At 49.6% G+C, this 13635-nt stretch carries 13 protein-coding genes and 1 pseudogene; 5 read left to right on the top strand and 9 right to left on the bottom strand.

What is annotated here, in order from left to right:
- Nucleotides 1-22: 22 nt before the first annotated feature.
- Nucleotides 23-1438: a DHA2 family efflux MFS transporter permease subunit gene (locus tag ACF8OF_RS10660; protein WP_392496557.1), complete on the bottom strand. Its 1416-nt coding sequence runs from the start codon at nt 1436-1438 to the stop codon at nt 23-25.
- A 124-nt stretch (nt 1439-1562) separates the two neighbouring features.
- Between ACF8OF_RS10660 and ACF8OF_RS10655 the strand changes: the two genes are divergently transcribed.
- Nucleotides 1563-2000, top strand: coding sequence for a MarR family transcriptional regulator (locus ACF8OF_RS10655; protein ID WP_279798413.1), 438 nt, complete (start codon nt 1563-1565; stop codon nt 1998-2000).
- A gap of 34 nt (nt 2001-2034) precedes the next feature.
- On the opposite strand, the gene ACF8OF_RS10650 is transcribed toward ACF8OF_RS10655, so the two are convergent.
- Nucleotides 2035-2385, bottom strand: a complete 351-nt coding sequence (locus tag ACF8OF_RS10650; protein ID WP_392496555.1) for a hypothetical protein — start codon at nt 2383-2385, stop codon at nt 2035-2037.
- Between the two features lie 399 nt (nt 2386-2784).
- Between ACF8OF_RS10650 and ACF8OF_RS10645 the strand changes: the two are divergent.
- Nucleotides 2785-3578 (top strand): annotated as a pseudogene (locus tag ACF8OF_RS10645) (DUF4225 domain-containing protein).
- Between the two features lie 361 nt (nt 3579-3939).
- On the opposite strand, the gene ACF8OF_RS10640 reads toward ACF8OF_RS10645, so the two are convergent.
- The 7 genes from ACF8OF_RS10640 to aroQ all read right to left on the bottom strand — a co-directional run bounded on the left by ACF8OF_RS10640 (nt 3940) and on the right by aroQ (nt 9828).
- Nucleotides 3940-4413, bottom strand: a complete 474-nt coding sequence (locus tag ACF8OF_RS10640; protein WP_025151866.1) for an Hcp family type VI secretion system effector — start codon at nt 4411-4413, stop codon at nt 3940-3942.
- A gap of 589 nt (nt 4414-5002) precedes the next feature.
- On the bottom strand, nt 5003-5299 hold the full coding sequence (gene fis / locus ACF8OF_RS10635; RefSeq protein ID WP_004240545.1) for a DNA-binding transcriptional regulator Fis: 297 nt from the start codon (nt 5297-5299) through the stop codon (nt 5003-5005).
- A gap of 20 nt (nt 5300-5319) precedes the next feature.
- The gene (gene dusB / locus ACF8OF_RS10630) at nt 5320-6291 is read right to left on the bottom strand and encodes a tRNA dihydrouridine synthase DusB (protein ID WP_274369656.1); all 972 of its coding nucleotides are present in this window, start codon (nt 6289-6291) and stop codon (nt 5320-5322) included.
- Nucleotides 6292-6581: 290 nt separating this feature from the next.
- The gene (gene prmA / locus ACF8OF_RS10625; RefSeq protein ID WP_025151863.1) at nt 6582-7466 is read right to left on the bottom strand and encodes a 50S ribosomal protein L11 methyltransferase; all 885 of its coding nucleotides are present in this window, start codon (nt 7464-7466) and stop codon (nt 6582-6584) included.
- Nucleotides 7467-7529: 63 nt separating this feature from the next.
- Nucleotides 7530-8879, bottom strand: a complete 1350-nt coding sequence (accC, locus tag ACF8OF_RS10620) for an acetyl-CoA carboxylase biotin carboxylase subunit (RefSeq protein WP_025151862.1) — start codon at nt 8877-8879, stop codon at nt 7530-7532.
- 11 nt (nt 8880-8890) lie between these two features.
- Entirely contained in the window at nt 8891-9352 is a 462-nt protein-coding gene (gene accB / locus ACF8OF_RS10615) for an acetyl-CoA carboxylase biotin carboxyl carrier protein (RefSeq protein WP_004236288.1), read from the bottom strand.
- A gap of 17 nt (nt 9353-9369) precedes the next feature.
- Nucleotides 9370-9828, bottom strand: coding sequence for a type II 3-dehydroquinate dehydratase (aroQ, locus tag ACF8OF_RS10610; RefSeq protein WP_025151860.1), 459 nt, complete (start codon nt 9826-9828; stop codon nt 9370-9372).
- 1005 nt (nt 9829-10833) lie between these two features.
- Between aroQ and mreB the strand changes: the two genes are divergently transcribed.
- The 3 genes from mreB to mreD all read left to right on the top strand — a co-directional run bounded on the left by mreB (nt 10834) and on the right by mreD (nt 13588).
- Nucleotides 10834-11877 carry a rod shape-determining protein MreB gene (gene mreB / locus ACF8OF_RS10605; protein WP_004236290.1) on the top strand — a complete coding sequence of 348 codons (1044 nt, stop codon included), beginning with the start codon at nt 10834-10836 and terminating at the stop codon, nt 11875-11877.
- Between the two features lie 113 nt (nt 11878-11990).
- Nucleotides 11991-13103 (top strand): rod shape-determining protein MreC, encoded by a 1113-nt coding sequence (gene mreC / locus ACF8OF_RS10600; protein WP_262864518.1) that lies wholly within the window; start codon nt 11991-11993, stop codon nt 13101-13103.
- Entirely contained in the window at nt 13100-13588 is a 489-nt protein-coding gene (gene mreD / locus ACF8OF_RS10595; protein WP_262860968.1) for a rod shape-determining protein MreD, read from the top strand. Before mreC ends, mreD begins: the two co-directional genes overlap by 4 nt.
- The last annotated feature ends 47 nt before the right edge of the window (nt 13589-13635 follow it).

The raw sequence follows: 13635 nt of genomic DNA, 5'->3' as shown, positions 1-13635 counted from the left end.
CCATCAGAGTTAATTCAGGTGATTACGCCGCATCAGCGTGCGGGCGCGGTTTTTTCATGAAGAAGGCGAAAACCAGTGATAACAGGCCGAGCAGCAGACTCAGCCAGAATACGGCATGGATCCCCGATGCCAGTGCGGCGGTTGTTGTCTGCTGTGCTGCCGCCGCGTCACGGTAAAAAGACATCAGAGAGATGGCTGAAGCGGTACCAACGGCACCGGCTACCTGATAAAAGGTATTCCAGACGGCAGAGCCATCAGCATATAACCTGGCGGGCAGGGCACTCATGGCAGTAGTCTGCGCGGGCATGATCACACAGGTGACACCCAGGCACAGGAGCATAAAGGCGGCGACAATCTGCCACACCGGTGCATTTTCACCGATGGCATACAGGAACAACGCCGCACTCATCAGCATAAACAGAGAGCCGCAGACCACAAACGGGCGTGAATCAAACCGGTTATACAGAAAGCCGATCAGCGGTGAGAACACCACATTGATAATATTGCCCGGCAGCAGCAGAACCCCGGCCAGTGCCGCACTCAGCATCAGCACATCTTTCAGGAATACCGGCAGAATAATTGCAGCGGAGAGCACACTCATCATGCTCAGGATCATCATGATCAGGCCAATAATAAACAGCGGATTACGGAACACATCCGGGTGGATCATCGGCATCGCCATGTGTGTCTGACGGCGGGCGAATACGCCGAGGCAGAGAACCCCCGCCAGCAGGGAGCCCCAGACAGCGGGATCGCTCAGGCTGTGTTCCGCCAGGATAGCCAGCCCGTAGATGATGCCGCTGAATCCGGCGGAGGAAAGCAGAAGAGAAACGATATCAATACGCGGGCGTGTGATGTCACCAATCGGTGCGATGGATTTTACGGCAAGCAAAATGATGGTGGCATAGGCCAGCGCACTGAGCCAGAAAATAGCATGCCAGCTGAACAGGGTGATAATAAAGCCGGAGATTGTCGGCCCCAGTGCCGGTGCCAGGGTAATCGCAATACCTATCATCCCCATCACCACCCCGCGCTGATAGACCGGAAAAATGAGTAATGCCGCACTCATCATTACCGGCAATATCACCCCGGTACCGATGGCCTGGATAACCCGCCCGAGCAGCAGTACGGCAAAACCGGGGGCCAGTGCGGCTACCAGACAACCGGCTAGGGAAACACACAGCGCGGTGAGGATCAGCACTCTGGTATTAAACCAGCGCACCAGAAACGCCGACACCGGAACGAACACCGCCAGCGTCAGCAGGTAGCCGGTCACCAGCCACTGCGCCTGACCGGCGGAGAGAGAGAACTGGCTCATCAGATTGGTGAGCGCCATATTTAATGCGGTTTCCCCGAACAGGCCGGTAAATGTCCCGGCCATCAGTACGCTCAGCATCATTTTCGGATAGCGTACCTGTATTGTTGCTTCTGTTGTCACATTCTTATCCTATTATTTCATCAACCAGGTTGACGAAAGGAAAAGTAACGCACTTTGCGATGATGGTCAACTTAGTTGACTAAGTGTTTTTGGTATACTGCACAAAAAGAAAAGGGGAGTGCGCGTGAAAATTGCATTGAATGACCTGGATTTTATCGACCTTATCAGTGAGCGGCACACACTGCTCCGTGAACGGATTGATACACTCTGGAATGCCCGCAGCGACATTCACATGAGTAATTCGGAGTGGTACATTTTATCGAGGGTGTATGACCAGCCGGTATCCATAGCTGATATTTCTGCGACAGTGACGATTTCCCGTCAGGCGATTCATAAATTCATCCGCCAGATGGAAGAAAAGGGATTAATCACCATCTTTGATGTTCAGGGCAGCAAAAAGCTCAAGGGGGTGAAAATGACACCGTTCGGGCAGCAATGCTATGACGCCTATGAAGCCATCAAAACCGGATTATGTGATGACATTGCGGCTGCTGTCGGGCAGGAAAATCTCGCACTGATCATCCGGCTATTTCAGCAACCCTGGTTTGATAAAAAACAGTAACGCCTTTTCTGCTGCCCGGAAAAGGCGTTACTGTTCAGGCGGCAGCGATAAGGGTGAACAGCCAGCGGAGCAGCACATCGGTCAGAGCGGCATCATCCGACGGGTTCAGTTTTGCGGATTCTTTCCGGAAATGCTGCCATAACACACCGTTCTGCGCGGGGATTTGCCGGTGCAGGCGCTGCGCTGCTTCCAGCTTGCCGCTGATCACCTGCGGATCCGGAAAACGCGGCAGCGGCTGCCCGTACAGGCACTGCAGGTCATCCTGCAACTGTGAAATTTGTGACGGTGCAAAATTCAGTAATTTCCCGCTGTGTATTAATGCCGGGGAAGACTCCGCCTGAACCGCCTGTAATGATTGATGTAATACCTGTTGCAGTGTGTTCATTTTTCTCTCCTGATAATCCGGGCTGCTGTGCCGGGGATAATAGCGGACAGAAAAACCAATGCTTCGCTGTCCGGCGAAATATCTGCGCTTATCATGGAAGAGGAAAAGAAACGGAACACTCCGGTTATTGCTTTTTAATTGTGCTTATCCCGGGGAAAAGGATTCAGGACTTATCAGCATGTCCGCAGAATGATAAATAACGGTAAAGCTCAGGCAGATCTGAATGCCTCCGGCGGACAACAACCCTTGTATCAGTCAAAAGAGGATGGGGATTCCGGAAAAATACGCTTTTTATGTGGTTATATTGTGGGAAATTTAGGTTTTGGTAATGTAATCATTGGCAAATATCCTTAGGAAAAGCATAATGGTGTAAATTTTACTTACTTCCTCAGGTAACAAATGAGCCAGTACGAATTAGATTATTCATTCAGTGACGCATATCAAAGTACTTTGAATAACATTTCAAATGAACTCCGGAAAGAAGCCGAAACAATCGCGTATATGCATATACGTAATCCTGAAGTGAGGATGAAATTTTTAAGGGATATAAGTCAGTACATTTCAAGAAATGAATGGGAGGTAAGAAACGCCTGCCTGAGCTTATCCGCTGGACTGGATAATATCGAAGATATGAGGGCGTTACTGAAAGAGCAGCAAAGAGCAATTCAGCTTCAGGAAATTCGACAATATGCTTATGTTGAAGCACAGAATAATGAAAAAAATGGTGTAACAACTCTTTTGTTGAAACAAGTTGGATTTGTAGGTGGCGGTATACAGATTATCGCAGGTTATGGTGCCTGTGCAGTCAGCGTTGGTCTGCTGTGTAGTTCATTAAGTGTGGGGTTGATCGCTCAGGGCACGAATAATATGTATGAAAATGGTTATTATCTTCTCTTTAGAGAAAATACCAGCGGATATCTGAGAGATGGCTATAGATATACGACAAAAAATTAGGATACAGTGACCATGAGGCTGATATGGTTTATAACTTCGTTGACCTGACATTATCCGCCGGAACATTATTTAACCCCGCATTAAAACCAGGTGCTTTTAAATTATTTAATTACTATGATATGGATTTTGTTGCATCATGGAAATTAATGAATACAAGCGCATTTATTACAGAAGGTTTCTTTGATGGGGTGACAATTTATTCTACATATGACTTAATTCAAAAAGAAAATAAAAAATGACAGATTTCAATACGTTATCAACAGTTCCATTCGGCTGGTTCAAACTGATGTTATATTATGTAACAGCCATTATTATTTTCTCATTAATACGAAAGGCGAAGGTATTTTTTACACCAAAAAGACCTTTTTTCCTTGAGTTATTATATTTGATATTAATACTGATTATAGGGAGCTCTTATCTTATAATCTTTGTTTACGGTGAAAGTTTTTATATTGGTGGCTTATTTATAGAAAAAGGGAATGAGGATTTAATTAGATATAGTAGTTTATTTTTTATGATTATCTTATCGATTTACTACTCACCAAATATAAGAAAATAATTTATTGGCTGAAAATTATTATTTTCAGCCAATAAATAAAACTACACGGTACTGGCGATGCTGTAACCTGATGTTGATGCCATGATATGATTACAGGTAATGCTTTCATAACGGAGTGTCAGCGTTTCACTGGGTAACGCATCATTTTGCATCAGAGAGTTAGCGTGTGTTTGTGAAAAGTTAATGATGCTCGCATTCCGTAAAAGAATGGTCATATATTTCTCCTGAGCACCAGCATCGGATGTACGGTAATAATCAATTTCACAATCCATTACTTCATTATTCGTTACAGCGGTAATCAATAATGGCGTGGATTTATCCACGTATTTTGTTATTGAAACCGGGCCGTGAGTTAGATTTTGTGCCCTTGATATATCAAAAGAAACCGCTATTACCAATATTTCATCAGTATGTGATGCCTGGTACTTATTACCCAGTGATTTATAAGATGAGCAACCATCAGAAATCCCGCCCTGATTTTTGCCATTTATTGTCATATATATATTGTTAGCCATAACAACTACTCTCCAAAGAAATAATTGATTTAATAAATTATTTTACTTATGTTGATGTTTTAATGCCGCTATTTTCCATGAAATTAAAGTGCATTTTTAATTATTCTGAATGGCTTCAAATAATAATGGTAATGCCGAATCAATTAATTTAGTCAATGTAACGTTCCGGTTTACACTGTCATCATGTCCGGATGTCCGCAACGCCGGGCTTGTGATATAAATTTCATGCCCATGTCCCGGTTGATAATCAGACCCCGGTGACTCTCCGGAAGATGCTCCCTGCGAGATCAATCCCTGATTTTCACCGGTTACTGACTGGTAAATAGCGCGTGACATTAACTATCTTCATAAGGTATATGTTAAATTTACCTTAAATTCATCATTTTATTCATATTAGTGCAGTAAAAAAATACGACGTTATCGTAAGTAAAAATTACAACTGCACAGACAGCCGCCGGAACCGCATGATGTCCAACCGGCAGGCATTATTGCGCACTAAACGGTATCAGTGTTCGGATAAGCAGCAACAAAAAAGCCCTTTCAGTTATCCTGAAAAGGCTTTTCGATTCAATGCATTGTACGGTACTACTTAGTTCATGCCGTATTTTTTCAGTTTTTTACGCAGAGTACCGCGGTTGATACCCATCATCAGGGCAGCGCGGGTCTGGTTACCACGGGTGTATTGCATCACCATGTCCAACAATGGCTGTTCAACTTCAGCCAGTACCAGCTCATACAGTTCATTAACATCCTGACCGTTTAATTGAGCAAAATAGTTCTTCAGTGCTTGCTTAACTGAGTCACGTAACGGCTTTTGAGTTACCTGATCTTGTGAATTTACAGTAGCAACGGTTAGTACGTCAGAATTTACGCGTTGTTCGAACATAGTTCTGTCAGCTCTTTTCTTTATTTACGCAAAAAATTTTCAAAATATGCCTCCAACGCCTCCAGCTGTTCGCCGGCATCCTCAATGGCGTTGAATGTGCGCCGAAACTGAACATCAGGTGCATGTTCCTGCATATACCAGGAAACGTGCTTGCGGGCTATGCGGGCTCCCTTGCTTTGACCGTAAAAGTCGTGCAATTCCCGCACATGCTCGCACATTATGCGTTTCACCTCTGCACCGGGCAGGGGCGGCAACAGTTCGCCTGTGTCCAGATAGTGCTGGATTTCCCGGAAGATCCAGGGTCTTCCCTGAGCAGCACGACCAATCATCAGCGCGTCTGCGCCGGTGTAGTCCAGTACTGCCCTGGCTTTAAGCGGGTCAGTAATGTCGCCATTGGCAATAACCGGGATGGCAACAGTCTGCTTAACTGTCCGGATGTTGTCGTATTCGGCTTCCCCATTAAACAGACAGGCACGGGTCCTGCCATGGATCGTAAGAGCCTGAATACCGCAACGCTCGGCCAATTGGGCAATCGTGACACAGTTCCGTTCTTCCGGTGACCAGCCGGTGCGAATTTTCAGTGTGACAGGTACGTCCACCGCATTAACCACCGCGTTCAGAATCTCTTCCACCAGCGCCGGATAACGCAGCAGGGCGGAGCCTGCCAGCTTACGGTTCACTTTTTTGGCCGGACACCCCATATTGATATCGATGACCTGCGCACCACCGGCAACATTAATCTTTGCCGCAGCCGCCATTTCACCGGGATCATTACCGGCTATCTGCACAGAACGGATACCTGGCTCATCACTGTGTACCATGCGTAATCTCGATTTGTCCGTCTTCCAGACCTGCGGATTGGAAGAAAGCATCTCTGAGACGGCCATACCCGCGCCCATTTCATAGCACAACGACCGGAAAGGCCGATCGGTGATGCCTGCCATAGGGGCCGCGATAAGGCGGTTTTTCAACTGGTATTGTCCGATACGCATAGACGAAGAAGTGTGGCCATACTGTGACTGCAAGGGCGCGTATATTACGCATTTTTTCAAAGATATGAAAGGACAAACTTTGAGCAAATCGACCTTTACGGCGAAATTTTTTTTATTGCTTTTTTCGGATTTTATTAATTAGTCTGTTGTAACAATAAGTTAGCCCAGAACAGCATACCGTGCGGTTTTATGATTTAATTTTCAGAATAAAATGTGTTTGCGTGAAATTGCTTAAAATATATTCACTGAATCACGCAAACGCACGATTTATATACCAAAAAGTAAGAATATCAGCCGCGTTTTGTAGCGGTGATCCGGCACCATTCTTCTTTTTCGGCAATCTCATCAATCTCAAAGGCGTCTCGGTAAGCCTCTGCCACGCCTTCCGCCTGAGTTGCGAGTACGCCGGATAATCCGAGTAATCCGCCGGCCTGCGGCAGCGCGCCGATCACCGGTGCCAGTTCACGCAGCGGACCGGCCAGGATATTGGCCACCACAACGTCCGCAGAGAGCGTCTGCGGCTTTTTATCAGAGAGGTAAAGGGTCAGCTTGTCTGAGACGCCGTTACGCTCTGCGTTGTCCCTGCTGGCCTGAATCGCCTGCGGGTCGATATCGATACCGATAGCTTCTTTGGCGCCCAGTTTGAGGGCGGCGATCGCCAGGATCCCGGAGCCGCAGCCGAAATCGATCACGGTTTTACCGTTCAGATCCAGCCCGTCAAGCCATTCCAGGCACAGAGACGTGGTCGGATGGGTACCGGTACCGAATGCAAGACCCGGATCGAGCATCACATTGACCGCATCCGGGTCAGGGATTTCACGCCAGCTCGGACAGATCCACAGGCGCTGACCGAAACGCATCGGGTGGAAGTTATCCATCCACTCGCGTTCCCAGTCTTTGTCTTCAATCTGTTCGATTTTATGGACAAAGTGTTCGCCGAGCAGCGGGTGCTGCTGTAATTGCGCAACAACGGCTTTCATGTCTGTTTCGGCGTCATACAGGCCGATCACGTCGGTGTCGCCCCACAGGCGGGTTTCCCCCGGCAGCGGTTCAAAAATCGGGGTGTCGTGGCTGTCCTGAAAGGTGACGGAGACGGCACCGGTTTCAGTCAGTTCATCACCGATAACTTCGGCATCAGCACCGGTGGAATTTAAGCGTATTTGGATCCAGGGCATAGCATACTCTTTATAAAAAAGCCCCTGTTTGACAGGGGCCTGAGAAAGAAAAGCGACAGAAAATCAGACCTCGTGCAGGCCGAGTTTCTTCTCCAGATAATGGATGTTGGTGCCGCCTTTACAGAAGTTCTCATCATTCATAATCAGCTGGTGCAGCTCGATATTGGTTTTAATACCGTCGATAATCAGTTCCGCCAGCGCATTTTTCATACGGGCGATAGCAATTTCACGGGTTTCACCATAGGTGATGAGTTTACCGATCATGGAATCATAATACGGCGGCACAGTATAACCGGCGTAAATATGAGACTCCCAGCGGACACCGAAACCACCCGGAGAGTGGAAGCGGGTAATTTTGCCCGGGCTCGGTAAGAAGGTGTGCGGATCTTCGGCGTTGATACGGCATTCGATCGCGTGACCTTTGACTTTGATATCGTCCTGTTTCACAGAGAGCGGCAGGCCGGATGCGACACGCAGCTGCTCTTTGATCAGGTCAACACCGGTGATCATTTCAGTGACCGGGTGCTCTACCTGAATACGGGTGTTCATTTCGATGAAATAGAACTCGCCGTTTTCAAACAGGAACTCAAAGGTACCGGCACCACGGTAGCCGATATCGATACAGGCTTTGGCACAACGTTCGCCGATGCTTTTGCGCAGCGCCGGGGTGATACCCGGTGCAGGGGCTTCTTCGACCACTTTCTGGTGACGGCGCTGCATGGAGCAGTCGCGTTCCGCCAGATAGATGGCGTTGCCCTGACCATCTGCCATCACCTGGATTTCAACGTGACGCGGGTTCTCAAGGAATTTTTCCATGTAAACCATGTCGTTGTTGAAGGCCGCTTTGGCTTCGGCTTTGGTCATTGCAATCGCTTCTTCCAGATCTTCATCATTGCGGACAACGCGCATACCGCGTCCGCCGCCGCCGCCGGAGGCTTTGATGATGACCGGGAAACCGATACGTTTGGCAATGGTGTGGTTCAGCGGCATATCGTCGCTGAGCGGGCCGTCAGAGCCCGGTACACACGGAACGCCGGTTTCTTTCATCGCGCGGATAGCAGACACTTTGTCGCCCATCAGGCGGATGGTTTCCGCTTTCGGGCCGATAAACGTGAAGCCGGAGCGCTCAACCTGCTCGGCAAAATCAGCGTTTTCAGATAAGAATCCGTACCCCGGGTGGATGGCCTGTGCGCCGGAAATTTCAGCGGCAGAGATAATGGCCGGGATATTCAGATAACTTTTCGCAGAGGCCGCCGGACCGATACAGATGGTCTCGTCAGCCAGCAGAACGTGTTTTAAATCACGATCCGCGGAAGAGTGAACAGCGACCGCTTTGATCCCGAGCTCTTTACAGGCCCGCAGGATCCGCAGTGCAATTTCACCCCGGTTGGCAATAAGGATTTTTTCCAGCATGATTCGCCCCGTTATTCGATGACGACCAGTGGCTCGTCAAATTCGACAGCATCGCCGTCTTTTAACAGAATTGCTTTAACCACACCGGCTTTGTCAGCTTCGATCTGGTTCATCATTTTCATGGCTTCGACGATACACAGGGTGTCACCGACATTGACCTGTTTACCGACTTCAATAAAGGCTTTCGCATCCGGGCTTGGTGAGCGGTAGAACGTACCGACCATCGGAGAGCGGACCACATGACCGGCAATCTCTTTTTCCGGTGCCGGATCAGCCAGACCTGCGGATGGTGCCACAGCGGCTGCTAATGCAGGCTGCTGAACAGGTGCGCTGTATTGCTGTGGTACGGCCATAGCCTGAACCGGTAACGCGCGGCTGATGCGTACTGACTCTTCGCCTTCAGAAATTTCCAGCTCAGAAATACCGGACTCTTCGACCAGCTCGATCAGTTTTTTTATTTTACGAATATCCATGAGATGATTCCGTACTCTTAGTGTTGAGTTAATTGTGACAGACGGTGAACCGCTGCCTGTAAAGCATAACGGTAGCCTTCCGCACCCAGCCCGCAGATAACACCGGTGGCGATATCAGAGAGATAAGAGTGGTGACGGAACGGCTCCCGTGCGTGTACATTCGACAGATGGATCTCGATAAACGGGATGCTGACGGCCAGCAGGGCATCACGCAGAGCCACACTGGTGTGAGTGAATGCAGCCGGGTTTATCAGAATAAAATCGGTGTTTCCCCGTGCAGCATGAATTCTGTCGATGAGTTCGTGCTCGGCGTTGGATTGCAGGTGGCTTAGTGTAACGCCACACTGACCGGCATCCCGGGTCAGCGTTGCAACGATATCTGCGAGCGTGAGCGTCCCGTATTTATCGGGTTCCCGCGTGCCCAGCAGGTTAAGATTCGGGCCGTTCAGTAACAAAATATGATAACTTTCGGTCATCCTGCCGGTATCTCCTGCAATCTAACGTAAACGCACAAGATAACGCGATGTTAATGCGTTGTCACCTTTTTCTCACCGCAGGCAATATTAATTTTTACAGAGGAAGGGCGACATTATAAACATTTCATTGCAGTTCGCAGCAAAATACTGGTCTGAACAGACCGGAACCGCGACAGGGCTGACCAGTTCATCATACGCATTATCTGAATATCCGGGGGAAATAACCGCCGTTTGCATCCGTTTGCTGATAGTAGTCTGCCTGCCGGTTTTTTAACAGGCACGCCCGGACATCAGGGTGTTTTTCTGCCGGTGTGCTCACATAACCGGCATTCCGGAGGTAGATATTACGTAAGATGAACAGCGCAGAAATAAGCCGTTGTGAATAGTTGTCTGCCGTTGATGGTGCGTTATAGTGCATCCGCGCCGGGAAATTGGCAAGTTCCGCAGATATTACGGCGGTCAATACGGACTGAGCGGGATATAACGGGGCTGTATCCGGGATACGGCTATTTATAGTTACGGCTATTTTGAGATTATTCTGAGTCAGTCGTGTTGCTTATTCATCATAATCCGGCGAATAACCCGGTGTTTTTGTCGTCTTATCGGGGATTAAGCCGCTTGTTTTAATGCGAGGATAGAAACAACGGGCGTCAGGCCGATTGTAAGATTGCGTATATTATATAGAATCCGGTTGAACTTGATGCATAGTTACCGGTCAACTGTTCGGAAGTTTGCAGGAATTAATGACGAAAAGAAGGCCGCAGCCGGATTTTTTACATTAATTTTAATCTGCCTGCGCGTATTTTATCAAATAAGTGAAAAAGTCTGCGTTTTTATGCAGCTTTATACTGCGCAGTATATAAAAATTATCTAGAATAGACCGCTCCCTGATGTGATGTGGACACGCTGCCGGCAAGGTGCAATCTGTGGCTTGTCGCAAAGAAACGTGGTTGGTAAAGTAGACGGGTTTTCCCCCGTCCCCGGCTTGCAGGATTATCCTTTTGTATGTTTAAAAAAATTCGTGGCATGTTTTCCAACGACTTGTCGATTGACCTGGGTACAGCCAATACCCTGATTTATGTCAAAGGACAAGGCATTGTTCTGGATGAACCGTCTGTCGTGGCTATCCGCCAGGATCGTCCGGGTTCAACCAAAAGTGTTGCTGCTGTTGGCCATGAGGCCAAACGCATGCTGGGTCGTACCCCCGGCAATATCGCAGCAATCCGTCCGATGAAAGACGGTGTTATCGCTGACTTTTTTGTGACCGAAAAAATGCTCCAGCATTTTATCAAACAGGTTCACAGTAACAGTTTTATGCGCCCGAGCCCGCGTGTTCTGGTGTGTGTGCCGGTCGGCGCAACCCAGGTTGAACGCCGTGCTATCCGTGAATCCGCGCTCAGCGCCGGTGCACGTGAAGTGTATCTGATTGAAGAGCCGGTTTCGGCGGCTATCGGTGCCGGTTTACCGGTATCAGAAGCGACCGGTTCCATGGTGGTGGATATCGGCGGCGGTACCACCGAAGTGGCGGTTATCTCCCTGAATGGTGTGGTGTATTCTTCGTCTGTCCGTATCGGCGGCGACCGTTTCGACGAAGCTATCATTAACTATGTGCGCCGTAACTATGGTTCACTGATTGGTGAAGCCACCGCAGAACGCATCAAACACGAAATCGGTTCGGCTTACCCGACTGACGAAGTGCTTGAAATTGAAGTCCGCGGCCGTAACCTGGCGGAAGGGGTTCCGCGCGGTTTCACCCTGAACTCCAACGAAATTCTGGAAGCCCTCCAGGAACCGCTGACCGGTATTGTCAGCGCAGTGATGCTGGCGCTGGAACAGTGCCCGCCGGAGCTGGCATCCGATATTTCCGAACGCGGAATGGTGCTGACCGGCGGTGGTGCGCTGCTGCGTAACCTGGATCGCCTGCTGATGGAAGAAACCGGGATTCCGGTGATCGTCGCGGAAGATCCGCTGACCTGTGTCGCCCGCGGCGGCGGCAAAGCTCTTGAGATGATCGATATGCACGGCAGCGATCTTCTCAGTGAAGAATAAGCGGACTCCCGTCCGTTCAATACTGCAGGCCGGGGGAGTCCGCTCCCCCTGCTCGCCGGATTCACACTCTGTCTTCCCGGACGGAATTACTGTAGTGCCTGATATCGCATCCTATGAAGCCGATTTTTAGCCGGGGGCCTTCCCTTCAGATTCGCATTATTGTTGCGGTTATTTTTGCCATCGGACTGATTGTGGTTGATAACCGGATTGATGCTTTTACCAAAATCCGTAACTATCTGGATACGGCGGTCAGCCCGTTCTATTTTTTAGCCAACGGCCCGCGTCAGTTACTGGACGGTATCTCTGATAATTTTGCCACCCGCGAACAGCTGGAATTTGAAAACCGCGCGCTGCGCCAGGAACTGCTGGTTAAAAGCAGTCAGAATCAGCTGCTTGAACAATTTAAGCAGGAAAATGCCCGGCTGCGGGAACTGCTTGGTTCACCGCTGCGTCAGGATGAGCACATGATGGTCACTCAGGTGATGGCGGGGGCCAATACCCCGTACCGTGACCAGGTCGTGATCGACAAAGGCAGCCGTGACGGCGTGTATGACGGCCAGCCGGTGATCAGTGATAAAGGCGTGGTGGGGCAGGTGATTGCCGTGTCCCAGTTAACCAGCCGCGTTCTGCTGATCTGCGATACCACCCACGCACTGCCGATTCAGGTGCTGCGTAACGATATTCGTGTCATTGCATCCGGTACCGGATGTAATGACGATTTACAGCTTGAACCTCTGCCGAACAATATTGATATCCGCGTGGGGGATGTGCTGGTCACATCCGGCCTCGGCGGTCGTTTCCCGGAAGGGTATCCGGTCGGGATCGTCTCTTCGGTGAAAGTGGATAATCAGCGCGCTTATACTATTATCAGTGCCAAACCAACAGCAGATCTTCAGCGTCTGCGTTATCTGCTCTTATTATGGGGCGGAGACAGCAACCCGCGTGACCCTTCCGGCCCGTCTGAAGTGTACCGCGCAGCCAATGAGCGTATTATGCAGGTGATGCCGCAGGTGATCCCATCCGTTGCGGCGCCGGAAACGGACCCGGCAGCGGTACTGCCGGACGCGCCGCCATCCTCCGCCGGTACGACATCGCCGACTCCGGCTAAGCCAAAGCCTGAACAGCCAAAACCGGCAGACAGCCCGGCCACTGCCGCACCTGCCGCTCAGGATCCGGCGGCGGATACCGCACCGGCCCGGCCGCTGAGGATGAGGCCGCAGCAATGAATACCTACCGGGGACAAAACCGGATTATTGTCTGGCTCTCCTTTCTGATAGCACTGGTCCTGCAGATTATGCCCTGGCCGGAGCAGATTCAGTTTTACCGTCCGTCGTGGGCGATGCTGTTTCTGATCTACTGGGTGATGGCGCTGCCGCACCGGGTCAGTGTCGGCTCCGCTTTCTTTCTCGGTATGATTATTGACCTGATTGAAGGCTCCACACTGGGTGTACATGCCCTGAGTCTGTCTATCGTCGCTTATCTGGTCTCATTCAGACATCAGCTGCTGCGCAATATGGCGCTGTGGCAGCAGTCGCTGGTTATTATGGTGCTGTCAGTACTGATGCAGTTCTTTGTTTTCTGGTCAGAATTTCTGTTGTCCGATATTGTGTTTCATCCGGAAGTCTTCTGGAACAGTCTGGTCAATGGTATCTTATGGCCATGGATTTTTTTATTACTGCGTAAAACCCGCCGTCACTTTTCTGTTCATTAATCAGGGAACGGCGGCGTGATACGTGAACAAAACGTCAGGACCTCTGA

The organism is Morganella sp. TYF_1 (assembly GCF_043105645.1).
Classification (GTDB): Bacteria; Pseudomonadota; Gammaproteobacteria; order Enterobacterales; family Enterobacteriaceae; genus Morganella; species Morganella morganii_B.
The sequence above is the reverse complement of the archived record's forward strand: the minus strand, read 5'-3'. Positions and strand labels throughout refer to the sequence as shown.